The organism is Myxococcales bacterium, assembly GCA_016720545.1.
Lineage (GTDB): Bacteria > Myxococcota_A > Polyangia > Polyangiales > Polyangiaceae > JAAFHV01.
Genome location: JADKKK010000001.1, coordinates 188,178 through 212,386 on the forward strand (window position 1 = coordinate 188,178; position 24,209 = coordinate 212,386).

Here is a 24,209-nt window from a genome sequence, read left to right on the forward strand (position 1 = left end):
CCCCCCGGATCGCACCACGAGCGCGCCCTTTTTGTCGATTGGGGCCGAAGCGAGTGGCTCCTATCGGCGAGGACCGCGCGTCGCAGGCAAGGCGGTGCAACGACGAAGACGGCTGTACGTTGAGGAGCCGCGACGCCCCTTGCGAGTGCGGGACTGGCGCTCTACAGCTGCCGCTCGAGGGCGCTCGCCACGAACACCAGGCGGCGCACGGCCTCGCGGACGGGGTCGACCGCCGGGTCGTACGCGCCCTCGTGGGCGAGCTCGCGCTCGACCTCGTCCACGAGCTCCTCGAAGTGGAGGCTCTTGGCGAGCTCCACGCGGAGCCGGCTGCCGCGCTCGGTCTCGCGCGCGCGAGCGAGGTCGTCGATGGCCTCGCGCGTGGCGTGGGCCCACGCCGCCATCCCCCGCAGGTACTCTACGAACGCCGTGTCCTCCCGGAAGAGCCGGGGCACCCCGCGCGCCGCGCCGAGCACCTGCACGAGGCCGTCGCGCACGTGGGCGAGGCCCTGCGCCTGCCCCTTCAGCCGCCGGGCGTCGGGCCCGGTGCGCGGGTGGAGGGCGAAGCGGATCGCCTCGAGCCCACGCACGAGCGCCTGCACCTCGCGCTCGAGCTGCACGAGCACGCCGTGCGCGTCGGCGTCGCGGTCGGCGGCGCTCTTCGTCGCGGGGCGGAGGCCCGACTCCTCTTCGGGGAGCGGCGCGCCCTCGGACGACGCGTCCGCGGCCTCGCCGGCGCGCGGACCGCCGGGCGAGGTGACGAGGAGGCGCGAATTGGGCGTCGAGGGGGGCATGGAGTGGGGAGCCTGTTCGACCATACGCTCGCGCGCGGAGAGTCTTCCCCAGAAAAAACCAACGATGCCGCGGTGGTCGCCCGCGGCTCGAGATCCGCCGCGAGAGGCCGGGGTGCGCGGGCTCATCGCGGGGCCTGAGGCCGGGCTGAGCCGCGGAACATGTGGCTCAAGCACTCCGAGCCGGCGAGCCTCGCGTCCGAAGGCGCCCGGATGGCGAAGGTTCAGAGGAACTTCGTCGCAGGCAGACGTCCCACATCTCTAGGGTGACGAGCTCGGCCCACGGGTACGCGGCCCTCGACCCGAGGTCCGAGACGCGTCCTCTTCAGCGTGCGCGAGCGCGCGCCGTCGGCTCATTGTCGGGGGACGCCAGCCGGAGTGCCGCGCGAACGCCTGCCTCGAGGATCGCGTCGGACTCTGCGCGGTCGGGGGTGGCGCGCGCGAGCTGCAACGTTCCGGCGAGGAGCCCGAAGAACGCGGCGGCGTCCGCTCGGCTCACCTTCTTGCCTCCGCGCCGTTCCGACAGGCCATCGGCGACGAGGTCGAGGCTCGGGGCGCTCTCGGACGCGAACGCTTGCCTCGTGCCGCGTGGATGCCTTGCCACCTCCGACGCGAGCGCGGCGGTCGGGCACCCCGCGCCCGGAGCATCGCGGTGCTCGGGGCTCAGGTACGCGCGGACCGCCAGCTCCACATCGCCCGCGCGGAACGCCTGTTCGAGCTGCACGTGTCGGTGCTTCAGCGCCCGAACGAGGGTCTCGCGAACGAGTGCCTCCTTCGACTTGAAGTGCGTGTAGAAGGTCCCGACCGTCAGACCCGCCTCGCTCATGATTTTCGCGAGGCCCACGGCCGCGATGCCATCTTCGCGGAAGAGGCGCGATGCTGCCTCCACGATCCGGTCGCGTGCGGCTTCGTTGTGTCCAGGGGCGTATCGCATGGCGCTCTCCGTTCTCGCCTCGCCGATGCCATCGTAATCATACTGCAAAAGTCGACAAGGGCTCGCGCGACGAAAGAAATCGGCGCCGGCCCCTTGCGTCTTCCTGATGGCAGTATAACTATACTGCCACGGGTCGACGCGGTCTCGACCCACGGAAACAGGAAGTCATGAGAGCCCTCGTCCTCGCGCGTTACGGCGGACCCGAAAACGTCGTGTTTGCAGATGTCCCCCGGCCGGTGCCGAAGCGGGGCGAGATCCTCGTGCAGGTCCACGCGGCCGGATTGAACCCGATCGACAACGTGATCCCGAAGGGCTCGTTCAAGCCCGTCCTCAAGCTCACGTTGCCTGCAACCATGGGCAGCGATCTGGCGGGGGTCGTCGTCGAGGTCGGCGCCGGCGTGACCCGCTTCAAGGAGGGCGACGAGGTGTTCGCCAGCCTGTTCGATCTCGGCTCGGGCTCCCTCGCAGAGTTTGCGGTCGTGCCGGAGAGCGCCGCCGCGCTCAAGCCCTCGAACGTCGACTTCGTCCCGGCCGCCTCGGTTCCGATGGTCGGTCTGACGACCTGGCAGGCGTTCACGGAGCGCGCCCGCGTGCGACCCGGCCAGAAGGTGTTCGTCCCCGCTGGCTCGGGCGGCATCGGCACGTTCGCCATCCAGCTCGCGAAGCACCTCGGCGCCACGGTGGGTACGACCACGAGCAGCGGGAACGTCGAGCTGGTGAAGCGCCTCGGGGCCAGCGAGATCGTCGACTACACGAAGCAGGACTTCACGGACGTGCTGCGCGGCTACGACGTCGTGCTCGGCACGTTGAAGGGCGCGGAGCTCGAGAAGTCGCTGCGCGTCCTCGAGCCGGACGGCATCGTCGTCTCCCTCGTCGGACCGCTCGACGCAGACTTCGGGCGCGCGCGGAGGATGGGCGCCCTCTTCGTGTTCATCTTCCGGCTCATGAGCTTCTGGATCCGCCGGCAGGCGCGGAAGCTTCGCGTCCGGTACTCGTTCCTCTTCGTCCACGCGAGCGGCAGTCAGCTGTCGGAGATCGGCGAGCTTCTTCGGGAAGGAACGATCACGCCCGTCATCGACCGAGTCTTTCCGTTCGATCAGGCGAAGGAGGCGCTCGCATATCTCGAGACGGGACGGGCCAAAGGCAAGGTCGTCGTGCAGCTGCGGTGAGTTTGAGATGGCGCGCGAAGGCGCGCGTCGCCCCCAAGAACGAAAGAATGTGAGGACAACATGGACAAGAACGTGAAGAAGGTGGCACTCGTCACGGGCGCATCGTCGGGGATCGGCGAAGCCGTGGCCGAGCGGCTCGCGAGCGCTGGTTACAAGGTCTACGGTACGAGCCGGCGGGGCGCCAAAGCAGGAGAGCGCTCGTTCGAGATGCTGAGCCTCGACGTGACGAGCGACGAGTCGGTCCAGGCCGCCGTCCGCGAGGTGATACGGGCGCACGGACGCATCGACCTCCTCGTCAACAACGCGGGCTTCAGCGTCTCTCCCGCGGCGGCGGGAGAGAGCTCCATGGAGCAGACCCGGGCCATCTTCGACACCAACTTCTTCGGGCTCATCCGGATGACCAACGCCGTCCTGCCCCAGATGCGAAAGCAAGGCAGCGGGCGCATAGTCAACATCGGCTCGGTGCTCGGCTTCATGCCGGCGCCGTACATGGCGCTCTATTGCGCGACGAAGCACGCCGTCGAAGGGTACTCGGAATCCCTCGACCACGAGCTGCGCACGCGAGGGATTCGCGTCTCGGTGGTCGAGCCCGCGTACACGCGGACGCAGTTCGAGGCGAATACCCTGGAGCCCGACTCGCAGCTCGACGAGTACCGCACAACCCGCGCGGCCCTCCGCGAGCTCATGACGGAAGCCGTTGCCACCGGTGACGAACCGAGCGTCGTGGCGGAAGTCGTGCTCAAGGCCGCGGCTGCGGCTCGTCCGCAGCTTCGCTACACGGCCGGTCCGCTCGCAGCCCGCTTGCGCCTCCTTCGCCGATTCGCGCCGGCGGGCATGGTCGACGGCGGCGTTCGGAAGAGCCTCCAGCTCGACAAGCTGCCGGCGCCGCGGACCGCGGCCCTTGCTCAGTAGCGCGAGGAGAGGAACGAGGCCATGAGCGAGCCCGCACGATATTGGTGAATGAGGGTCGGCCCGATGACTCCGCCCCAACCGGCTCCCTTGGCTCCGCTCCCTCGCTCGCTACCTGGTTTACAGGTCCGTCGCTCGCTACAGGTTCGGCTCACATCGTGGGAAGGGTTACCGTTCCGCAGGTCAGGCGCAGCCGAGCGGCTTGTGAATGCGGCTGGTCGATGGCGGGCTCGTCGCCAGCTTGCTCGCCGGGCGACGCGGCCGAGGTACAAGTTCTCCCCCGCAGTTCGGGCACGTCCCCTTGAGCCTGACGTCGGCGCACTGCGTACAGAACGTACACTCGAACGAGCAGATCCGAGCGTCGCCAGAGTCCGCGGGAAGGTCCCGGTCGCAGCACTCGCACCCAGGACGGAGCTCCAGCATGCGGGAATAGTCCCACGCTTGGGCAACGCCGGCCATTCCCATACTTGCCACACAAGGAACCTAGCAGCCCGTTGATTTACTCCCGTCGGCCCGTCGGCGTCGCATCCCGACCGCCTTCGTTGCGATCCTGCGGTGCGTGCTCACCTAGGAAACTAGGCTCCGCGCGCGCCTCGGATCGCGCCTCGGCGGGCCGGGCGCGGACGACGACGGGCCTCGGTCCGTAAATCAACAGGCTGCTAGGCGCGGAACCCCTCGACCGCCGGCCCCATCCCCGCGGGCTCGGCCAGGCGCAGCGCGCGAATGCGGGCCGCGTCTTCCACGCGACCGAGCTCGGCCGCGGTGCGCTCGAATTTCTCCAGGTCTTCGCTGCCAATGACGGGCGCGAAGCGCTCGAGGATGCTCATGACGTGGCCCCACTGCCCCTCGAGCAGGCGCGCGTAGGCCAGCACGCGAATGGCCGTGATCTTGAGCTCGGGCGACTCCGCCTGCACAAAGACCGGCTCGGCGAGCCGCACCGCGGCGGCGCCGTCTTGCGCCTCGAGGGCGACGTACGCCTGGGCGAGGGCGGCGGCGAGCGGGGCCTCGTCGACCTTGGGCTTCGCCGACGCCATGAGCTGCTGCACGTTCCGCACGAGGTAGACCCCCGCGAGGATGGCGCCGAAGATGACCCCGTACTTGAGCGCGACCGCGGCGATGAAGAGCGCCGTGAGGATCGACACCACCCGCGCCGCGTTCTCGCCCCGCTTGGGCGAAAAGAGCTGAAAGAACGCGGACATGACCGCGCCGCCGTCCATGGGCAGGATGGGGAGCAGGTTCAGGATTCCCCAGCCGAGCGTGACCCACACGAGCCGCGTGATGGCCTGGCCCACGAGCGGGGGATGAGGCACATACGCCGCGCCGACCAACATCGCCGCGCCGAGGACGATGCCGACGAGCGGGCCCGCGAGGCTCACGACGATTTGTTTGCCCGGCGTGAGCCGCTTGCCGCCGGGCCACGACGTGGTGCCGCCCATGCCGTGGAGCTGGATCGCGGGCACGAGGCCGAACAAGCGGCCCGCGAGGGCGTGGCCGAGCTCGTGGAGCAGCACCGCCAGGAACGCCCCCAGCACCCACACGACCAGCAGTATCGGGGTCTTCATGTCGCCCATGCCGAAGAACAGCATGGTGAGAAAGAAGGACCCGTGCACCTGCACCGGGATGGAGCCCAGCCGAAAGTTCATGGCGCCACCTCGCCTTCGGCTCGGGGCCGGCATAGACCTCCGTTCGCCCCTCCGGGGCTCACTTTCAGGTTCATCACGGAGACAATGTGGGCGCGCGGAGGCGGGATGTAAAGGACGGGGCGTCGCTTGCTGGGGTGGGCCGCAGCGTCGGCCCGCGGCGTTGGCCCGCGGCATCCTGGCCTCGCGGGCTCGTTCAGACGCGCGTGGCGAGCTCTCGCTTGCGCATCAGGCGAGACGCGAACGACGTGTAGAGGCGCACCACCCAGCGCGGCGTGAGCGCGGCGAGCCCGAGGAGCACCTTCATCACCAGGCCGGGCACGACGATGGCGCGGCCACGGCGGAAGCCCGCGAAGGCCTGGCGCGCGCAGGTGAGCGCGGAGATTTCGATGAGCCCTGGCACCTTCATGCCCGTGAAATTCCCCGCGTTCTGCTCGAACTCGGTGGCGACCGGGCCGGGGCACACTTGGGTGACGGTCACGCCGGTGCCGGAGAGATCGCACCGCAGCGCCTCGCTGAAGCCGGTGACGAAGTGCTTCGTGCCCACGTACGCCGCGAAGCCGGGCATCAGCGTGAGCCCGGCCCCCGAGCTGATGTTCAGGATGCCTCCCCTGCCCCGCGCCACCATCGGGCCGACGCAGGCCTGGGTGAGCGCGACGAGGCTCGTCACGTTGAGGTCGAGCATCGCGCGGACGCGGGCGGGCTCCGCGAGGTCGAGCATCCCCATGAGCCCGACGCCGGCGTTGTTCACGAGCACGTCGATGTCGACCCCCTCGCCGGCGAGGCGCTCGACGAGGCGCACGGCCTCGTCCGGAGCGCCGAGATCGCACGCCTCGGCGCGCACCTCCAGCGACGGGTGGGCGCGGCCGAGCTCGTCGGCGAGCGCGTCGAGGCGGTCCTTGCGGCGGGCCACAAGCACGAGGCGCTTCGCGCGCGCGGCGAACAGCTTCGAGAGCTCGAGCCCGATGCCCGAGCTCGCCCCGGTGACCAGCACGGTGCCGTCGAGCGGCGGGCGGCTCATAGGCTCTCCATACACGAGTAGAGCGAGCACGAGGTCATGCACGCGCGGAGGCGCGCGCGGCCCGCCGGCACGAGCGCCGAGACGTAGCGCAGGCACTCCTCCTGCGGCATCGACGGGCAGCGCGCGCGCAGCGCCTTGCACTCGGTGACCGCGGTGGGGTCGGGGCACGAGGCCTTCATGGCGCGATCGCCACACGCGTACACCGCGCACGCGTCGCAGCGGTTCTTTGGGGAGAGCGCGCGCAGGCACGCCACCGCGGCCTCGGCGACCTTGGGTTTCAGGAACTTTTTGTAGGTGGCGCAGTGGTCGCCCGGGAAGGCGAAGCCGCTGCAGGCGATGCACGCGGGGAGCGCGCCCGACACCGCGTCGTTGCACACGGGGCCCGCGCGGCGGACCGTGTTCGTCACGATCTCGCCGCAGGTGCTGCGGTCGACCTCGTCGTCGTCGCCGCCCTCGGCGGTGGGATCGCCGAGATCGCCCTCGGCGGTGGGCGCCGCGAGCGGGACGGGAGGCGGCGGGGGCGCGACCTCGCGGCGAGGCTGGACGGGCTGCGGCGGGATGTGGACCTCGCCTGACTGGAGCTCTCCCCCGCGCGCGGCGCACGCGCCGAGCGACGCCGCGCCGAGGGCGACCACGAGCTCGCGGAAGCGTCGGCGATCGAGGGCTGAGAAGCTGGAGGTCATACGTCGTCTCTCTCGTTTCGCGCGCCGTGCGCGCCCCACGTTACTCTGCGCCGGCGCCGCCGTGCGCGTGAACCCAGGCGGCCGCGCGCGCCCCGACCTCGGCCCACACCTGCTCACGCGAGCGGCCGCGCGCCTCGGCCCGGGTGACCTCGAGCGAGTGGTCGCCTCCCGGGACGATGTCGAGCGTGGCGCGGGGGCCGAGCGCGGCGGCGAGCTCGCGCATGCGCGCCTCGCTCGCGAACGGATCGCGCGTACCATGTGCAAAGTACATGGGAACCGGCGCGGGCACCGCGCGCAGCAGCGCCTCGCGCGAGGCCTCTTGTGCCGGGCGCTCGCGCGGCGAGAGCGGGTACCCGAAGCACACGAGGCCGCGCGGCGGCTCGGCGCGGGCGCGGCAGAGCTCCGCCGCGGCGCGGCTGCCCATCGACTTTCCGCCGACGAACAGCGCGCCGCCGACCTTCTCTTCCGTGTCCTCCACCACCGCCCGGAAGGCCTCCACGAGCCGCGGGAGGCGGTCGGGCGCGCGCCGTCCCTCCACCACGTAGGGGAAGTCGAAGGTGCGCACCGAGACGCCCGCGCGCGCCATCGCCGACGCCACGCGAACCATAAACGGGTGAGCTTGAGGCGCGCCGGCCCCATGGGCGAGCACGAGCACGAAGCCGCCCACGTGCTCCGAACGGTAGAGCCGCGTCGGGAGGCGCAGCTCGGCGCCGTCCGCGCTCACGCACCGCACGAAGGTCTCGTCGAACGTCTCGTCCAGCGGAGGGGTCGCGTCCACCGGGACAAGGGTGACACATCAGCGAGGGACGTGTCGTGCGGGACCGCCCACCCGCCGCCCGCGCGGGCACAGGGCGACGAGGCCCACGCCGCGTGCTAGACGAACGCCCATGGCCCTCCGCCGCGCGCTCGCGCTCTCTTTTCTCCTTTCTTTCGCGGCCTTGACCTCGATGGCGCCCGCCTGCGGCTCGCAGGAGCCCACGAGCTTTTTCGACGCCGCGCTGCCCGACACCTTCGTGCCGCCGCTGCCTCCGCCGGGCTCGTTCCCCGACGCGGGCGAGGCGACGGACGGCGGCTTCGATCTCGACGGGGGCTGCGCCACCGCCACAGCGCAGGCGAGCCGCATCCCCGTGTACATGCAGCTCGTGCTCGACGGCTCGGGCAGCATGGACGGCTTCAACGGCACGAGCTACGTCGCCGGCGAGCGCGAGGTCGACCCCGAGACGCTCACCCCGCGCATGGATCTGACGAACGTGCCCACGCAGTCGTCCGGCAAGAAATGGATCGCCGTGCGAGGCGCGCTCAAAGCCTTCTTCGACGGGCTCGTGGCCAAGCCCGATCCGAGCCTCGCGGTGGGGCTCTATCTCTTCTCCAGCAACGTCGCGAAGCCGACCGCGCAGGTCGACGTGGCGATGGGCTTCGTCGACGTGACCCAAGCGGGCGCGCTGAAGGGCCGCCTCAGCCCGCCGATCTACCCCATGGGCGGCACGCCGCTCGGCGCCGCCGTGAAGAACCAGCGGCCCCTCCTCGTGGGCTATCGCCCGGTCGCCCCCGTGCTGCCCGGCGGCAAGTACGTGATGGTGGTGATGACCGACGGCGTGCCCAACGCCGAGTCGCTCACCCAGGCGCAGGCCAACGCCGACGTGGTGGCCGCCGCGACCGCCGCGCGCACGGGCACGCCCCCGGTCACGGTCTTCGTGGTGGGCGTCGGAAACCCGTCGGCGCAGATCGATCAGTACGACGAGCTCTTCCTCGGGCAGCTCGCGCAGGCGGGCGGCGCGCCGGAGCCCGGGTGCAACCCCGCGTGGTCGGACACCGCCATGTCGGGCAAGCCGTGCCACTTCCAGGTAACCCCGGGCGCCAAGACCGCCGCGCAGATTCGCGACGATTTTCTCACTGCCATCAACCAGATCCGCGAGAAGGTCGCCTCGTGCGAGTTCACCCTCGAGCGCCCGCCGGGCGGCGGCGAGCTCGACCCCACGCGCGTGAACGTGCTCTACACGAGCGGCGCGGGCGTGGAGACGCCCATCCCGCAAGACGCGTCGAGCGGCTGGACCTACGACGACCCCGCGCGCCCCACGAAGGTCATCTTGAACGGCAAGGCGTGCGCCGACATGAAAGCCGATCCCGACGGGAAGGTCCGCGTCGTCATCGGCTGCAAGACGATCGTCACCAAGTAGGGGGCGCCGCGTCGCCGTTGTTCGTCGTTGCGGGGCGGCCCGTTTTCAGACAGATCTGAGATGTCTGTGGTCGAGCGCGTCGGGCCTGCCGAGCGGCGCGAGACCCACCTTTTTCTCCGCGAGAGGGCGAAGATGCTGCGATCGAAGCTTGGCCTAGGGATGTGCGCGGCGATCGTGGGCGTGTTCCTGCTCGGCGCCTGCGGCTCCAAGTCGGGCACGGCCGACGGCGGCGTGATCGAGGAAGAAGAAGAGCTCGACGCGAGCGTGACCCCCGTGCGCGACTCGGCCACGCCGGTCCCGCCGGCGTTCGAGGGCGGCATCAAGCCCGAGGACTCGGGGGTCGGCCCCGTGCCCGACGGCGGCAACGACCTCTCCGGGTGCCTCGACCCCGGCGATCCCGGGGGCACCGAGCCCACCTCGAAGCTGCTGCCCAACACGGACGACTGCGACAAGAGCAAGGGCACCGTGAAGGGCGTCATTCGCGGGCTCGCCGACACCGACATGTACCGGCTCACCCTCGCCGACAAGACCTTCTGCCGTCAGGACAGCAACTTCAAGCTCGACGGGACGGCGCTCGAGTTCTGCGCGTTCATCCAGTGCAAGGTGAACGGCGCCAACACCGAGATCGAGTCCTGCGGCGGCGGCATCAAGAAGGACTCCGACATCGGCCTCCACGGCTGCTGCGCGGGCTCGCCCACCGAGATGAAGGTCACGTGGAACTGCTCGGGCACCATCGACGAGCAGTCGGACGTGTACTTCCGCGTGAAGCCGACGCAGAACGTCTGCACTCCGTACACGCTCACGTACAATTTCTAGCTTTCGCCGGCGGGCGGGTCGTTCGGACGCTGTCTCCGTGAGCTCCGCGCGCTGTCGTCGGCCCAAGGGTCGGGCGCGCGGCGGACGCAGCCGGACCGTGAGCGGCCTGGGCCAGGTCATGAACCGCGAACCTCCAGGGAACGGGTGAGGCCTGCTAGGGTCCCGCCCGCCATGGCTACGCACCGATCGCTCCCGCCGCTCCTCGCCTCGCTCGCCTCGCTCGCCTCGCTCGCCGCCTGCGGCGTGGTGGGCTGCTCCCACCCTAACCCGCCCCCTGGCCCCACGCCCACGGACGGTACGCAGGCCGCGGCCCCGCCTCGACCTGCGCCGCCGGTCGCGCGGGGCAGCGCCCCGACCTCGACGCCGGCCGCTCCTGCCGCCTCGGCCGAGGCCGCGCCGAAGCCGGCCGGCGCGACCGGGGGCCCGCTCAACGTGCTGCTCATCAGCATCGACAGCCTCCGCGCCGACATGCCGTGGGCCGGCTACCCGCGCGCGATCGCGCCGAACCTCACGGCCCTCCACGCGAAGAGTGTATCTTACACTCATGCCTACTCCACCTCGTCGTTCACCTCGAAGAGCGTGGCCGGCATGCTCTCCGGGCGCTACCCGTCGGAGCTCGCGCGCACGGGCCGCTTCTTCACCAAGTACTTCGACGACAACGTGTTCATGTGCGAGCGCCTCCACGAGAGGGGCACTCCGTGCGTGGGCGGACACGCGCACGCGTACATGGGGAAGGGCCTCTCGGGCTTCGAACAGGGCTTCTCGGACTGGCGGCTCGTGCCGAATATCCCCTTCGACTACAACAAAGATCCCTACGTCACGAGCCAGGCCCTCACGCCGATGGCGATCGAGATGCTGAGCGCGGTGTCCAAGGGGAGCGCGCCGTTCTTCGCGTGGTTTCACTACATGGACCCGCACGACGAGTACAAGCGGCACGACGAGTCGACCCACTTCGGGAAGACCGCGCGCGACATTTACGACGAAGAGGTGTTCTACACCGACCTCTGGATTGGCAAATTGCTCGACTGGGTGAAGACCCAGCCGTGGGCGGCGCGCACCGCCATCGTCGTGACCGCCGACCACGGCGAGGGCTTCGGCGAGCACAGCTTCTATCGCCACGCCCACGAGGTGTGGGAGCCGCTCGTGCGCGTGCCGCTCTTCGTGATGCTCCCGGACGCCGCGCCGCGCGTGATCGACGCGCCGCGCGGGCACGCCGATCTGGTGCCCACCTTCCTCGAGCTGCTCGGGGCGCCGGCCGACACCGGCCTGCCCGGCGCGAGCCTCGTCGGCGAGCTGCGCGGCGGCGCCACACCCCAGCGCGACGTGGTGGTCGACCTGCCGGAGGACGAATACAACGAGCGGCGGCGCGCCCTCGTGCACGGGCGCTACAAGCTCACCGCGTTCGGGAAGGACACCCGCTTCACGCTCTACGATCTCGAGGCCGATCCGGGCGAGCTCACAGATCTCGCGCGCACCCGCAAGGACCTGCTCGACGACCTGCGCGAGCGCTACCGCGCGGCGTCGGCGCGCATCCCCGAGGTGGCGCCGCGCGGCGGGATCCCCAAGCACTGAGCTTCGGCCCGCGGTCTCCGCGGGCTCGCTCAGCCGCGGCGCGCGGCCCGCAGCGCGTGGAGCCCGATGCCGCACGCGACGCCGACGTTCAGTGAGTCCCACCCCGGCGCCATCGTCACGCGGAGCCCTCGCGCGAGGGCCATGGTCTCGGCCGCGAGGCCGGTGCCCTCCGCACCGACCACGAGCGCCGACCGCGGGGGCACGTCCTCCGGGGCGAGCGCGGCCACGTCGAGCTCGCCGCGCGGGGTGAGCGCGAACACCGCGTAGCCCGCCTCGAGGAGGCCTCGCACCACGTCGACCTCGGCGCCGCCGCGCGCGAAGGGCACCGCGATCGACGCGCCCACCGAGACGCGGATCGCCTTGCGGTACAGGGGATCGCACGACGCCCCGTCGAGCAGCACCGCGTCCGCGCCGAAGGCCGCGGCGTTCCGGAAGATGCCGCCCACGTTGTCGTGGTTCGTCACCCCGCACACGCCCACCACGAGCGACGACGCGGGCAGCCCCGCGAGCAGCTCGCGAGGCGCGCGCGAGGGCCCGCGCGAGGCGAGGGCGAGCACCCCGCGATGAATGGGGAAGCCCACGACCGCGCTCATCACCGCCTCCGGCGCGGTGTACACGGGCACCTCGGGCCCGAGCGCCCCGAGGGCGTCGTCGAGGGCGCCGCGGCGCTTGTCGAGCAAGAGCACCGACCGCACCCGCTCCGGCGCGCGGGAGAGCAGCACCCGCAGCACCACCTCGCCCTCGGCGATGAAGCTGCCCTCGTGGCCTTCGGCGCGGGCGTCGCGATCGCGCAAATCGCGGTAGGGCGCGAAGCGGGGATCAGCGGCGGAGTCGAGCGGTTCGGGGCGAGGCACGCGCGACCCGATACCACACGGTCACTTCGCGCGCGGCAGGCGCTGCGCGGAGACGCCGGCGCCGTTGATGCGACCTTCCGGCGCCTGCTAGGGTCCCGCGGCCATGGGAATGGGAGAGCCGCGAGCGAGCATCGAGGAGACCACGTCGCCGGAGGCGCTGCGCGACGCCTGCGAGCGGGCGCGACGCGCCGGCGCCGGCGTGGCGTTCGTGCCCACCATGGGCGCGCTCCACGAGGGGCACCTGGCGCTCGTGCGCGCGGGGCGGGCGCGCGTGGGACCGGGCGGCCTCGTGGTGGCCTCCATCTTCGTGAACCCCACGCAGTTCGGGCCCACCGAAGACCTCGCGCGCTACCCTCGAGACCTCGCGGGTGACGCGGCGAAGCTCGAGGCGGCGGGCTGCGATCTGCTCTTCGCGCCCTCGGCCTCTGCGATGTACACCGAGGGCGACTCGACGCGCGTGCGGGTCGATGGCCTCACCGCGCACCTCTGCGGCCCCTTCCGCCCGGGGCATTTCGAGGGGGTCGCCACCGTGGTCACCAAGCTCTTCGCGCTCGTGGGCGCGTGCGCGGCGATCTTTGGGAAGAAGGACTACCAACAGCTCGCGGTGCTCCGCCGGGTCGCGCGCGATCTGTTCTTGCCGGTGGAGGTCCTGGGGCACGGCATCGTGCGTGAGCCGAGCGGCCTCGCGATGAGCTCTCGCAACGCGTACCTGTCCGACGCCGAGCGCCTGCGGGCCCTCGCCCTCTCTCGCGGGCTCCGGGCGGCCGCCGCGGCGTTCGGCGCGGGCGAGCGCGACGCGGCGACCCTGTCCGGCCTCGTACGCGCCGAGGTGGAGCCCGCCGCCGACAGCGTCGACTACGTGTCGGCCGCCGACCCGGACACCCTCGCCCCGCTCGAGGGCCTTGTAGGTGCGCGCGCGCGCGCGCTGCTGGCGATCGCCTGCCGTGTGGGGGCGACGCGGCTCCTCGACAACTTCGTCCTCGGGGAGGACACGCCGGGCGATCTCGAGCCGGCCTCGGCCTCGCGCGGCGAGCGGAGGGCCTCGTGAGCCGCGGCCGCTTCATCGTGCTCGAGGGCCTCGACGGCGCGGGGACCACCACCCAGACCGCGCGCCTCGTGTCGGCGCTCCGCGCTCGCGGCGTCTTCGCGCGTGGGACGCGCGAGCCGAGCGACGGGCCCATCGGCACGATGATTCGGCAGGTGCTCTCGGGCCGCTTCGTGCTCCCGGGCGGGCGCGCGCCCGGCTGGGCGACCATGGCGCTCCTCTTCGCGGCCGACAGGCTCGACCACGTGGAGGCCGAGATCGCCCCCGTGTTGGAGCGCGGCGGGGTGATCGTGTCCGACCGCTACGACGCCTCGAGCCTCGCGTATCAGTCGGTCACGAGCGCGCGCGAGGGCGCGGTGGACTTCATTCGCACCGCGAACGCCCAGGCTCTGCGCCCCGACGTGATCGTCGTGGTGAACGTGCCGGCGGAGGAGGCCGCGCGGAGGCGCGAGTCTCGCGGCGAGGCCGCGCAGCTCTACGAGCAGAGCGAGGTGCAGCGCGCACTAGCTGCATTCTACAAGGATCTCCCGACCCACATGCCGCGCGACCGCGTGGTGTTGGTCGACGGCGTGGGCACGGAGGACGAGGTCCACGCGCGCATCGTGGCGGCGATCGAGTCCACCTGCGGCTGGCCGGAAGCTTGACCCCGCCCACGGCGTGGGGCAAGGGATCGGCGTGATGCGCTTCGCCCTCGCCTCCGCCCTCGCGCTGTCTTTCACCGCCCTCGGGCTCGCGTGCGGCGCGGGCGAGGCGCCACCGCCGAGCTCGCCCGCCGACGAAGCGGCGAGCGCGCGCCCCGCGGCGGGGCCACGCGCGAAGGCCACGCAGCTCTCGCGCAGCGGCGTGAGGCGGGTCGTGAGCGGCGGGTTCGGGCGCTTCCTGCAGAGCGTGGAGGTCGACGATCGCCCCGCGTTCCGCGACGGAAAGTTCTTGGGCTTCAGGCTCACCGAGCTCCGCGGCGATCTCGAGGCCTGCGATCTGCAGCGCGGCGACGTCATCACGCGGGTGAACGGCCGAGCCATCGAGCGCCCCGAGGAGGCGCAGGCGGTGTTCCTCGCGCTGCTCACGGCGAAGGAGCTCGTGGTCGACTACGAGCGCGGCGGAGAGGGGCGGCGGCTCGTGCTCCCGATCGTGGACGACGGCGGCCCCGAGGCGAGCGCGCCCGCGGACTCGCAGCCCTCGCAGGCGCCGCAGCCCCCGCCCGCCGCTGCGCCCGCGCCGACGACGACGCCGGACGTACCCCCCGCGATCGCGCCTGCGCCCACCCCGCCGCCGCCCGCGGCGCCCGCGCCGAAGCCGGCGAAGAAGCCCGCCAAGAAGCCCGCCGCGAAGCCCTCCAAAGACTGAAGGTCGCCCCGTCGCGAATGGCGGGGCACGAATGGACAGCGAAAGCCCGCTGGGGGCGGGCCCCTCAGCCCGTGAGGCGCGCGAGGGCCATACGGTCGTTGTCGAACGTGCCGGTCGGGCCTTGGTTCGGCGAGAAGCGGACCATGAGCGTGCCGTCGGCGAGCTCGCACAGGTGCGCCTCGTCGAGATACCCGTGCACGAAGCCCTCGGAGTGGAGGAGCGCGACGACGCGGCGCAGCTCGTCGGCCTCACTCGGGGTCACGCGGCGCTGGGGCGCGCGGGCGTCGGGGTGCGCGAGCCACAGCGCGCCCGCTTCCCGCGCGACGCGCAGCACGGGCTGGAGGAGCGGGTGCTCGAGCCGCGCGAAGACGCGCGCCCGCGTGAGCGTCACGTCGTCGAGGGGCACGGCCTCGACGAGCCTCCCGGCCCAGGTGTCCTCGAGCAGGCCGTCGGGCCGCGCGCGGAGGCGCCCCGCGTCGGCCTCGCGGGGCGCGGGCGCGATGGAGCCCTTCTTCAGCGTCGCGCGCTCGATGGTGCTCGGCCACACGATCGAGCTGAGCTCGCGGCGGGCGGCGAACGCGTCTTCGGGGCGATCGTTGGGCGACTCGGCGAGCAGGCGCAAGACGATCTCGTCGTGCCGCACGTCCAAGTCGCGGTGCGCGCCGCTCGGGCGCGTGCGAAAGGCGCCGTCGCGCTGCGTGCGGGGGGCCGCGTCCGGCGCCGGCGGGCGCTCTCCGGTCAACATTTCCCAGAGGATCGCGCCGACCCCGTACAGATCACTGCGCACCGTGGCGGGGCGCCCCTCCCGCTGCTCGGGGCTCATGTAGGCGAGCGTGCCGATGAGGCCCGCGGTGGCGGTGGCCGACAGATCGCCGAGGTGCGCGGCGCCGAAGTCGCCGAGGCGGGTGACGCCGGCGTCGTCGAAGAGCACGTTGGCCGGCTTCACGTCGCGGTGGAGCACGCCGAGGCGGTGCGCCTCGCCGAGCGCCGAGAGCACGGCGATCGCGATCTCGACCGCTCGTGCCGGCGCGAGCGGCTCCTTGCGGAGCATGTCGTCGAGGGTGCCCCCGCTCATCCACGCGAGCACCAGCGCGGGCCCCTCGGGCAGGTAATCGCGCAGCGGGAGCACGTTCGGGTGATCGAGCGCCGCGAGCACCCGCACCTCGCGCTCGAACCGCGCGAGCGCGTCGCGCCCTGCGCCGCGGGCGTCGTACCCGGCGAAGATCTTCACGGCGACGTGCTCCCCGCGCACGGTGTCGTTGCACTCGACGACGCGCGCAGACGGAGAGCTGCCCACCTCCCGGACCACCTCGTAGCGCCCGAAGAGCCGAGAGCGCACGGCGATCGCCTCGGCGCGGTCGGTCGCGCCGGCGCCCGCGCCCGCGGCGGCCAGCGGGACCGGCCCGCCGAGCGCCGCGAGCTCGTGCGACGCCTCGGCCTCGGCCTGGGTCAGGCCGAGCTCGTGGAGGCCGCGCACGAGCCAGGTGAGCGCCTCGCGCCGCTCGGGCGCGCGCGCGGGCACCTTCTGGAGCGCCTTGGTCGCGTGCTCGAGCTTGCCGAAGCGGAGCAGCAGCCCGCCGTATGCGACGTTGAGCGCGTATTTCTCGGGGGCGCGGCGCATGGCGCTCTCGAGGGTCCGGGCGGCCGAGACGACGTCGCCCGCGGCCTCGAGGAGCGCCGCGGCCTTCACCGCGTCGCCTGCTTTGTCGAAGGCGCGCGCCGCCTCCTTCGGCTGCTGCGCGGCCTCGTAGAGCCGACCGGCCCACGCCGAGTGCCCGCGCTGCTCGAGGCGCTGCGCCGCGCGCGAGAGCTCGGAGGCCGCGCCCCGCATGGCTTCGAGCGCCCGCTCCGCGAGCGGAGCGTCGCCGGCCTCGGCCGCGAGCACCACGCTGCCCGCCGGATCGCCGGCCAACAGCGCCTCGCGCGCGGCGAGCCCGAAGGAGCACGCGCGCTCGTAGAGCTTCCGGGCGGTGTCGTGATCTCCGAGCCGCGAGGCCAGCTCCCCCGCCTCGAGGAGGCGCTCGGCGCGGACGAGCTCGGCGAGCTCGGGGTTCATGGCGAGACCTCGCCTGCGGCTCGGGGCCGCCTTCGACCAACGTTCGCCCCTTCGGGGCTCACTTCGAGGTTCATGCCGCGCTCCCTTCGGTCGCTTGGCATAGGCATGCCGCTCGCCTGCGGCTCGCTTGCATGTTCAAGGCGAGACCTCGCCTGCGGCTCGGGCCCGCCTTCGACCAACGTTCGCCCCTTCGGGGCTCACTTCGAGGTTCATGCCGCTCACTTCGCCCCTTCGGGGCTCACTTCGAGGTTCATGGCGAGACCTCGCCTGCGGCTCGGGCCCGCCTTCGACCTACGTTCGCCCCTTCGGGGCTCACTTCGAGGTTCATGGCGAGACCTCGCCTGCGGCTCGGGCTCGCCTTCGACCAACGTTCGCCCCTTCGGGGCTCACTTCGAGGTTCATCCGTCGGCGCCCGCCGCGCCCGCCGCGCCGGGCGCCTCGGCGTCCTCGTCCTCCTCGTGCATCGGCTCGGTCGCCTGTCCGCCCTCGGCCCGGAGGGCCGCGTCGACGTCGGGCAGCAGCGAGAACGCGCGCACGGGCCGCGCCCCGCGCGCCGCGGCCGCGCTGTCGGCCTTCGCCGCGACGTCGGCCAACACACCGCGGAGCCGGCTGCGCCCGCCCGGCCCGCTCGTGTCGATCCAGAAGTAGCTCCGCGGTCGGATGTCGACGTGGACGAAGCCGCTCACCGGGTAGACGCCCACGCCGGAGTATCCCGCCTCGCGCGCGAGCTTCGCCACGTCTTCGTCGGTGGCGCCGGGCACGATGAGGTCCATCGCGCGCCCGCGGCCGTGGTTCGAGTGGCCGCCCGGCTTTGGCGTCCGGTAGCCAGAGATGACCCGCACCTCTTGCGCAGAGAAATGCCTCGCGATCCGGTACACCGCGTCGAGCAGCGCGGGCTCCACCGGGTGCTCGTTTCCCGTGCGCGGATCTCGCAGGAGGTGGGCCGCGGTGTCGAGCTCGGCCGCCGCGAAGCCGCCGGTGTCGGTCTGCGCGGGGAGCGTCACGCGCTCGGCCGTGTTCAGCGCGACGAGCGTGAGCATGGGGCGGCCCTGCGCGTCGAGCGCAGGCGCGCGCCCAGGGGCGGGCGTGTGCCAGGCGCGGACGGTGTTCGCGTAGCCCTTCGGGATCGGCGGCTCACCCCGCCCCTTCGGCTTCCCTTTGGGCTTCTTCGGCGCGCCGCCGCCGCGATGCGGGGCCTGGCCGGGGCGGGCCGGCGCCGGCGGCGCCGAGGGGCGCCGTGGAGCCGCCGCCGGTGCGGGGGCAGGCGCGCGGGTCGCAGGGCGCGGGCTCGCGGGCGGGTCGGCGATGGCGTCGCCGGGCGCGACGAGGCCAGCCACGACCAGCGCGGCGACCGCGACGAGACCTGCGCGGCGGTCGCGGAGCACCGGCCTCCTAGAGCGCGCGCTCGCGGGCGCGGCGGTACGGGAGCGCGCGCACCGCGTCGAAGCGGATCTCGCCCTCGCCCTCGCGGCGTACGCCGGCGTGGCCCTCGAGGCGGAAGCGCTCGCGCTGCACGCGGCGGAGCACCAGCGTGCCCTCGTCGGCCGAGAGCGCGGCCGCGGGCAGCAGCGCGCGGCCCGTGTCGGGGAAGGCGCAGCGGTACGCGGTGCGGGTGGCGTCGGAGGGGCGGACCTCGACGCCGATCGTGGCGCTCGACTCGTCGGCGTCGGCGGCCCACGTGAGCTCGGCGGCGCCGAGCGAGGTGAGCGAGGTGAGCGAGATGAGCGAGGTGAGCTCGCGGGGGTCTTGGCCCGCGAGCCGCACGTCGGCCACGTCGCGGGGGACGGCCACGGTGGCGGTGAACGCGGCGCCCTCGACGTCGCCCGGGGAGGGCTGCGCGCGCACGGTGACCGTCGCGCGGGGCGCGAGGAGGCCCGCGCCCTCGGGGGTCAAGCGTGCATTGTACACTACCCCGGAGAGCACCCCCGCCGGATCGGGCACGTGACGGGCGACGAGCGGCGCGCGGAAGGTGTCGCCCACCTCGAGCGCCACGCCGCCGAGCTCGACCAGCTCGAGGCTGCGCGAGGCCGCCGTTCCGGCGAGCCCGCCCTCTCGCGTCCCCGAGAGGCCGGGGCCGTCGACCGGGACACAGGTGCCAAGGACGGGCAGCGCGTCGCCGAGGCCGGCGATCCGCAGCGCGGCCTCGTCCAGGGGGCCTCCGTGCGCGCGCACGACCCGAGCGACCACCTCGACCCGCGCGCCGTCGGTGGAGGAGCGCTCGAGGGTGACGAGCGCGGCCTGAGACGTGCCGGCCTCGGCGTCGGCCGCGTCGGGCGCGGTGGACAGCGAGCACCCCATCGCCGCGCTGCCGAGGAGCGGCGCGAGCACGACGGCGCGAGCCGCGCGCAGCGAGGCGGACGCCGCCGCAGGCGTGGCGGCCCGTGAGGCGGCGAGCAGAGCAGACAGCAGGCCGGAGGGGGATCGCATGGACAGCTACAGCTTAGACGGCGACCGGCCTTCGAGCAAGAGGCGCCAATGCCCGCCCGAACCGCCAGCGAGGCCCCGGAGGAGCGCCTCGGCCGCCCGTCGCGACGCCTCGGCGTGGTTCGCGCGCCACTGCTCGCGGCCGCGGGCGCCCACGAGGTTCGCGACGCCGAGCACCGCCGCGAAGCGCGCGCCGGCCCGCTCGGCCGCGAGCCCCACAGCGAAGGCCTCGAGGTGCTCGACCGCGGCGCCGGTCGAGCGCGACAGGGCGCGCGCCGCCTCGTCGTCGACCGTGAGCGTGAGCGTCGTCACGCCCGAGACCGCGGCGACCCCGGGCGCGAGGGCCGAGGTGAGCGCGGCGTCGGCCACGAGCTCGCGAGCCATGGGCTCAGGGAGCGCCGCGAGCCCCGCCGCCACGCCCGCGCTCGCGAGGCGCGTCCGCGCGAGGGCTACGACGTCGAGGACCTCGAGCCCCGCGCCCTCAAACGCGCCGCAAGTACCTAAAAACACGACGTTCTTCGCGCCGGTCACGCGGAGCTCGTGGGCCGCCCCAAGCGACGCCTCGACGAGCCCGACGCCGCAGGTGGCCGCGACCACGCCCGGAGGCAGCCGCCCGCGAGCGGCGCGATCTCCGGGGGGAAGGCCCCGAGCACGAGCAGATCGGGGGCGCTCACCGCGACCGCGCAGGCCTCACTTCACGCAGAACGGCGGGAGCGGATAGCAGCAGCCGCGGCACGTGGTGTCACACGGCGGCATATCGCCGAGAGCGATTTGAAGGAAACCTTTCGCGGCCACGGCGCTGTCCGACAGGTCACACAGAGGCGGCAGGCTGGGGCCCGCGTCCGGCGGCGGGGCCGCGTCGACGGGCGGCGGCGCGGCGTCAACCCCGACGGCGCTGTCGGGCTTCGACGCGTCGATCGGCGGCGGGGACGCGTCGGTGGGCGGCGGCGGGGGCGGCGGCGGCTGCGAGTCGCGCGCCGTAGACGCCGCGGGCGCGCCGTCTTTCGTGGTCGTGCTCGCGTCGGTCCCCTCGGGGGACTCCTCGTCGGTGACGACAGGAGAGCCGGCGCAGGCCGCCACCATCGACGCGGCGAGGCCGGCCAAGAGGCCTCCGAAAAGGAACGTTCTGAACGAGCTCATGGGGATCCACAGCGTATGGCACGCCGGCGCCTCCCGGCAACGAAGGCTCGGCGCTTTTGTCCTACGCGCGCCTACCTCCACGCACGCGCCGCGGCGGCGCGGAGGACGCGCGGCCGCCGCCTGGGCGTGGAGGGCGCCGCGACGCGCGATTTCTGGGTAGCATCGGCGCGTGTCTCTACGACGCCATGTCCCGCGGGGCGCGCGCGCTCGCCTCGTCGCGGCGACCCTGGCCGCCCTGCTCGGCGCGCCGCGTGAAGCGCGCGCCGCCGATCCGCCCTCGTCGACCCGCACCGGCTACTCGCCCTACGAGCAGGCGACGATCTCGGACACGCTGAAGCGCACCGGCTTCGTGGCGGAGCCCGGGCCCGACGGCAAGATCATCGAGTCGGTCGAGATCGTGCGCCTCGAGGTGATCGAGCCGCGCGATCCGGCGCCCGCGTTCTTGAACGCCGTCCACACCACGTCGAAGGACTACGTCATCCGCCGCGAGCTGCTCCAGCGACCTGGCGAGGCCTTCGCGACGGTCATCGCCGACGAGACCGAGCGCAACATGCGCCGGCTCTTCCAGATCTCGCTCGTCGTCGTGCTCGCGGTGAAGGGGAGCGACGACCGGCACGTGCGCGTGCTCGTGATCACGAAAGACGTGTGGAGCCTCCGCCTCAGCTACGACCTCGCGCTCACCTCGGGGGGCCTGGAGACGCTCACGATCGTGCCGCAAGAGACGAACCTCTTCGGCCTCCACCACACCGCGCGCACGCAGTTCACCTACAAGCCGGAGAGCCTCACGTTCGGCCTCGGCTACAAAGTGCCGCGCGTCCGCACCACGTGGATCGGCGCGTCGGCCGACCTCGGCGTCACCGTCAACCGGCGCTCGGGCGAGGCGGAGGGCTACGTGGCGAAGGCCTCGGTGGCGCAGCCGCTCTACTCCACGCGCGCGCCGTGGGCGTGGGGCGCCGGCGTGGACGCGAGCCAGGGCGTCGTGCGGCGCTACTCGCAGGCGAAGCTGTTCATCGACCCGCGCACCGGCGTGCCCTTCGAGTACAACGCGCGCAGCGTCGGCGGCACGGCGAGCGCGACGCGCAGCTTCGGCTGGCGCCAGAAGCTCGACGTGTCGTTCGGCTACGGGCTCACGGTCGCCAAGAACGAGGTCGACCCCGCGCGCCTCGCCGCCTACGGCCGCCCCATCGACCCCGTGAAGCTCGCCGCCTTCGAGCGCGCGAACCTGCCCATCGCCGAGACGCGCTCCGGCCCCTTCCTGCAGGGCCACGCGTACACGACGAACTTCCTCACCGTGACCGACTTTCGCACGCTCGGCCTCCAGGAGGACTTCCGCCTCGGCCACGACGTGTACGTGCACCTCTACCCGGTGCTCCAGGGCTTGGGCTCCACGCGCGACCTGCTCGGCGCCTATTTGGGTGCACAGTACACATGGGCGCTCCGCGACGGCATGGTGCGCACGTCCATCGAGTCGACCACCGAGCTGCAGCTCGGCGGCGACACGCGCTTGTCGGACGCCTCGATCGAGGGCGGCCTGCACGTGGTGACCCCGCGCCTCGGGTTCGGCCGGCTCGTGTTCAGCGCCGCGGCGGCGAACCGCTACGAGAACTACCTGAACCGCCAGTCGTTCCTCGGCGGCGAGGGGAGGCTCCGGGGCTACCCGAGCAGCTTCTTCAACGGGAAGGACTTCGTCGTGGGGAACCTCGAGTACCGCTCGCGCGCGCTCGAGATCCTCTCCGTGTTGGTGGGCGGGGTGCTCTTCTACGACGTCGGCGACACGATGAACGGGTTCGATCGCCTGCGGCCCAAGCAGTCGCTTGGCGGCGGGCTCCGGTTCCTGTTCCCCCAGCTGAACCGCGCGGTGTTCCGCACCGACCTCGGCTTCCCGATGGATCGCGGGCCGTTCACCCCCGGCGCCAAGCCTGTGGATCCCGTGAACTTTTACTTCGCGTTCGAGCAGGCCTTCGGGTTCGGGGGCGTCGGTCCCTGAGCTCGAGGACACCGCGTCGCGGCGGAGCGCCCGACGCAGCGCGCGATCACGTCGCGGCCGGCCCGAGGAGTGCTACCCTGAGCCTCGCCGTGCCCCTCTCCTTCGACGAAGCCCAGCGCTCGCCCGTGAGCTCCGGCGACATCATCGCCGGCAAGTACCGCGTCGATCGTGTCCTCGGCGCGGGGGGCATGGGCGTCGTGGTGGCGGCGACCCACACCGACCTCGGGCAGCGCGTCGCGCTCAAGTTCGTGCTGCCACACATGCTCGGCGGCCAGTCGGTCGAGCGGTTCTTCCGCGAGGCGCGGTCGACGGCCCAGCTCAAGAGCGAGCACATCACGCGCGTACACGACGTCGGGCGACTCGACAGCGGCGCTCCCTACATCGTGATGGAGCTGCTCGAGGGCACCGATCTGTCGGTGCTGCGCAAGCGCGCCGGCGAGCCGCTCGCCGTCCCCGACGCCGTCGAGTTCGTCCTGCAGGCCTGCGAGGGCCTCGTCGAGGCGCACGCGGCCGGCATCGTGCACCGGGACCTCAAGCCGCAGAACCTGTTCGTCGCCCGGAAGATGAACGGGGCGCCACTGGTCAAGATTCTTGACTTTGGGATCTCGAAAGCTACGGGCGCCGCCGCCGTGGGCCAGATGAACCTCACCGACTCGGCGACGGTGCTCGGCTCACCGCTCTACATGTCGCCCGAGCAGATGCGCTCGGCGCGCAGCGTCGACGCGCGCAGCGACATCTGGGCCCTCGGGGTCATCCTCTACGAGCTGCTGGCCGGCAAGGTGCCGTTCGACGGCGAGACCGTGACCGAGCTGTGCCTCAAGGTGGTGATCGAGAAGGAGAGCCCGCTCGCCGAGCACAGGCCCGAGCTGCCCGCCGGGCTCGCGGAGATCGTCCATCGCTGCCTCGCCAAGGACCCGAACGAGCGCTTCGCGAACGTCGCGGCCCTGGCCGACGCGCTCGATCCGTTCTCGCGGAGCGCCGAGAAGGGCGCGCCGCACCGGTCGTGGCGCTCGTTCTCCGACACAGCGGACGCGTCGGGGCCGTCGGAGCTCAGCACCGCGCGCAACGCCGCGGTCGCGCTCGCCGACTCGGGCGGGGGCGCCAGCGCGATCGCCAGCGCGCAGCGCGGCGAGGACAAGAGCAGCACGCAGAGCACCTGGGGCAACACCCAGAGCGGCAGGCGCGCGCGCACCCGCACCTTCGCGTGGGCCTTCGGGGGCGTGGTCGCGGCGGGGCTCTTGCTGCTCGCGGGCGTGCACCTCGGCGGCCGCACCTCGCCGCCGATCGTGGCGTCGCCGGCGGCGTCGCAGCCGACGCTGGCCTCGGCCGCCGCCACGACCAGATCGAGCGGGCAGGCCGGCCAGGCTGCGGGGCCCAGCGAGACCGCTCAGCCGACCGTGCCACTCGTGGCGCTCTCGGCGCTCCCGGTAGCGAGCGCCGCGCCGAGCCAGACCGCCCGGAAGCCGCCGCCGACGCCCGCGCCGAGCGCGACGGCCCACGCCACGACGCCCTCCGCCTCCGCCCCGCGCGTGCCGCCCACCGCGAGCGGCAAGGTCAACGGCTCCCCGATCCTGCACTGAGCCGCTCGACCCCTACGCCTGCGCTCTTCGTTCCGGTGCGCCTACGGCCACCGCACTGTTCGGGCAG

At 72.7% G+C, this 24,209-nt stretch carries 23 protein-coding genes; 10 read left to right on the forward strand and 13 right to left on the reverse strand.

The window, feature by feature from the left end; genetic code table 11:
• Positions 1–161 precede the first annotated feature (161 nt).
• Positions 162–791, reverse strand: a complete 630-nt coding sequence (locus IPQ09_00775; protein MBL0192753.1) for a hypothetical protein — start codon at positions 789–791, stop codon at positions 162–164.
• A 322-nt stretch (positions 792–1,113) separates the two neighbouring features.
• Entirely contained in the window at positions 1,114–1,722 is a 609-nt protein-coding gene (locus tag IPQ09_00780; protein MBL0192754.1) for a TetR/AcrR family transcriptional regulator, read from the reverse strand.
• Between the two features lie 167 nt (positions 1,723–1,889).
• On the opposite strand from IPQ09_00780, the gene IPQ09_00785 reads away from it, so the two are divergent.
• Positions 1,890–2,891, forward strand: coding sequence for an NADP-dependent oxidoreductase (locus tag IPQ09_00785; protein ID MBL0192755.1), 1,002 nt, complete (start codon positions 1,890–1,892; stop codon positions 2,889–2,891).
• 60 nt (positions 2,892–2,951) lie between these two features.
• Entirely contained in the window at positions 2,952–3,803 is an 852-nt protein-coding gene (locus IPQ09_00790; GenBank protein MBL0192756.1) for an oxidoreductase, read from the forward strand.
• A 180-nt stretch (positions 3,804–3,983) separates the two neighbouring features.
• On the opposite strand, the gene IPQ09_00795 is transcribed toward IPQ09_00790, so the two are convergent.
• The 5 genes from IPQ09_00795 to IPQ09_00815 all read right to left on the reverse strand — a co-directional run bounded on the left by IPQ09_00795 (position 3,984) and on the right by IPQ09_00815 (position 7,922).
• Positions 3,984–4,223, reverse strand: coding sequence for a DUF1272 domain-containing protein (locus IPQ09_00795; protein MBL0192757.1), 240 nt, complete (start codon positions 4,221–4,223; stop codon positions 3,984–3,986).
• Positions 4,224–4,459: 236 nt separating this feature from the next.
• Positions 4,460–5,443: a hypothetical protein gene (locus IPQ09_00800; protein MBL0192758.1), complete on the reverse strand. Its 984-nt coding sequence runs from the start codon at positions 5,441–5,443 to the stop codon at positions 4,460–4,462.
• Between the two features lie 193 nt (positions 5,444–5,636).
• Positions 5,637–6,461: an SDR family oxidoreductase gene (locus IPQ09_00805; GenBank protein ID MBL0192759.1), complete on the reverse strand. Its 825-nt coding sequence runs from the start codon at positions 6,459–6,461 to the stop codon at positions 5,637–5,639.
• The gene (locus tag IPQ09_00810) at positions 6,458–7,144 is read right to left on the reverse strand and encodes a hypothetical protein (protein MBL0192760.1); all 687 of its coding nucleotides are present in this window, start codon (positions 7,142–7,144) and stop codon (positions 6,458–6,460) included. The genes IPQ09_00805 and IPQ09_00810 overlap by 4 nt, the downstream gene beginning before the upstream one ends.
• A 40-nt stretch (positions 7,145–7,184) precedes the next feature.
• A complete protein-coding gene (locus IPQ09_00815) occupies positions 7,185–7,922 on the reverse strand; it encodes a hypothetical protein (protein MBL0192761.1) in 738 nt (245 codons plus the stop codon).
• 109 nt (positions 7,923–8,031) lie between these two features.
• Here IPQ09_00815 and IPQ09_00820 point away from each other — a divergent pair, with 109 nt between their 5' ends.
• From IPQ09_00820 to IPQ09_00830, 3 genes are all read left to right on the forward strand, one after another.
• Complete coding sequence (locus IPQ09_00820) at positions 8,032–9,321, forward strand: VWA domain-containing protein (GenBank protein ID MBL0192762.1); 1,290 nt, start codon at positions 8,032–8,034, stop codon at positions 9,319–9,321.
• Between the two features lie 60 nt (positions 9,322–9,381).
• Complete coding sequence (locus IPQ09_00825; protein MBL0192763.1) at positions 9,382–10,137, forward strand: hypothetical protein; 756 nt, start codon at positions 9,382–9,384, stop codon at positions 10,135–10,137.
• A 171-nt stretch (positions 10,138–10,308) separates the two neighbouring features.
• The gene (locus tag IPQ09_00830; protein ID MBL0192764.1) at positions 10,309–11,709 is read left to right on the forward strand and encodes a sulfatase; all 1,401 of its coding nucleotides are present in this window, start codon (positions 10,309–10,311) and stop codon (positions 11,707–11,709) included.
• 29 nt (positions 11,710–11,738) lie between these two features.
• On the opposite strand, the gene IPQ09_00835 is transcribed toward IPQ09_00830, so the two are convergent.
• Positions 11,739–12,563, reverse strand: coding sequence for an RNA methyltransferase (locus tag IPQ09_00835; GenBank protein ID MBL0192765.1), 825 nt, complete (start codon positions 12,561–12,563; stop codon positions 11,739–11,741).
• 109 nt (positions 12,564–12,672) lie between these two features.
• On the opposite strand from IPQ09_00835, the gene IPQ09_00840 reads away from it, so the two are divergent.
• From IPQ09_00840 to IPQ09_00850, 3 genes are read left to right on the forward strand one after another with little or no spacing between them, the layout of a single operon-like run.
• Positions 12,673–13,611 carry a pantoate--beta-alanine ligase gene (locus tag IPQ09_00840; GenBank protein MBL0192766.1) on the forward strand — a complete coding sequence of 313 codons (939 nt, stop codon included), beginning with the start codon at positions 12,673–12,675 and terminating at the stop codon, positions 13,609–13,611.
• A 14-nt stretch (positions 13,612–13,625) separates the two neighbouring features.
• Positions 13,626–14,252 (forward strand): dTMP kinase, encoded by a 627-nt coding sequence (gene tmk / locus IPQ09_00845; protein MBL0192767.1) that lies wholly within the window; start codon positions 13,626–13,628, stop codon positions 14,250–14,252.
• Between the two features lie 31 nt (positions 14,253–14,283).
• A complete protein-coding gene (locus IPQ09_00850; GenBank protein ID MBL0192768.1) occupies positions 14,284–14,955 on the forward strand; it encodes a hypothetical protein in 672 nt (223 codons plus the stop codon).
• 64 nt (positions 14,956–15,019) lie between these two features.
• On the opposite strand, the gene IPQ09_00855 is transcribed toward IPQ09_00850, so the two are convergent.
• The 5 genes from IPQ09_00855 to IPQ09_00875 form a co-directional block, all read right to left on the reverse strand.
• Positions 15,020–17,011 carry a protein kinase gene (locus tag IPQ09_00855; GenBank protein ID MBL0192769.1) on the reverse strand — a complete coding sequence of 664 codons (1,992 nt, stop codon included), beginning with the start codon at positions 17,009–17,011 and terminating at the stop codon, positions 15,020–15,022.
• 398 nt (positions 17,012–17,409) lie between these two features.
• Positions 17,410–18,396 carry a YcbK family protein gene (locus IPQ09_00860; protein ID MBL0192770.1) on the reverse strand — a complete coding sequence of 329 codons (987 nt, stop codon included), beginning with the start codon at positions 18,394–18,396 and terminating at the stop codon, positions 17,410–17,412.
• Positions 18,397–18,403: 7 nt separating this feature from the next.
• Positions 18,404–19,438 carry a hypothetical protein gene (locus IPQ09_00865; protein MBL0192771.1) on the reverse strand — a complete coding sequence of 345 codons (1,035 nt, stop codon included), beginning with the start codon at positions 19,436–19,438 and terminating at the stop codon, positions 18,404–18,406.
• A 6-nt stretch (positions 19,439–19,444) separates the two neighbouring features.
• Positions 19,445–20,032: a hypothetical protein gene (locus IPQ09_00870; GenBank protein MBL0192772.1), complete on the reverse strand. Its 588-nt coding sequence runs from the start codon at positions 20,030–20,032 to the stop codon at positions 19,445–19,447.
• A gap of 93 nt (positions 20,033–20,125) precedes the next feature.
• Positions 20,126–20,575 carry a hypothetical protein gene (locus tag IPQ09_00875; GenBank protein MBL0192773.1) on the reverse strand — a complete coding sequence of 150 codons (450 nt, stop codon included), beginning with the start codon at positions 20,573–20,575 and terminating at the stop codon, positions 20,126–20,128.
• A gap of 169 nt (positions 20,576–20,744) precedes the next feature.
• Between IPQ09_00875 and IPQ09_00880 the strand changes: the two genes are divergently transcribed.
• Positions 20,745–22,562 carry a hypothetical protein gene (locus IPQ09_00880; protein ID MBL0192774.1) on the forward strand — a complete coding sequence of 606 codons (1,818 nt, stop codon included), beginning with the start codon at positions 20,745–20,747 and terminating at the stop codon, positions 22,560–22,562.
• Between the two features lie 89 nt (positions 22,563–22,651).
• The gene (locus IPQ09_00885) at positions 22,652–24,142 is read left to right on the forward strand and encodes a protein kinase (protein ID MBL0192775.1); all 1,491 of its coding nucleotides are present in this window, start codon (positions 22,652–22,654) and stop codon (positions 24,140–24,142) included.
• Positions 24,143–24,209: the final 67 nt, after the last annotated feature.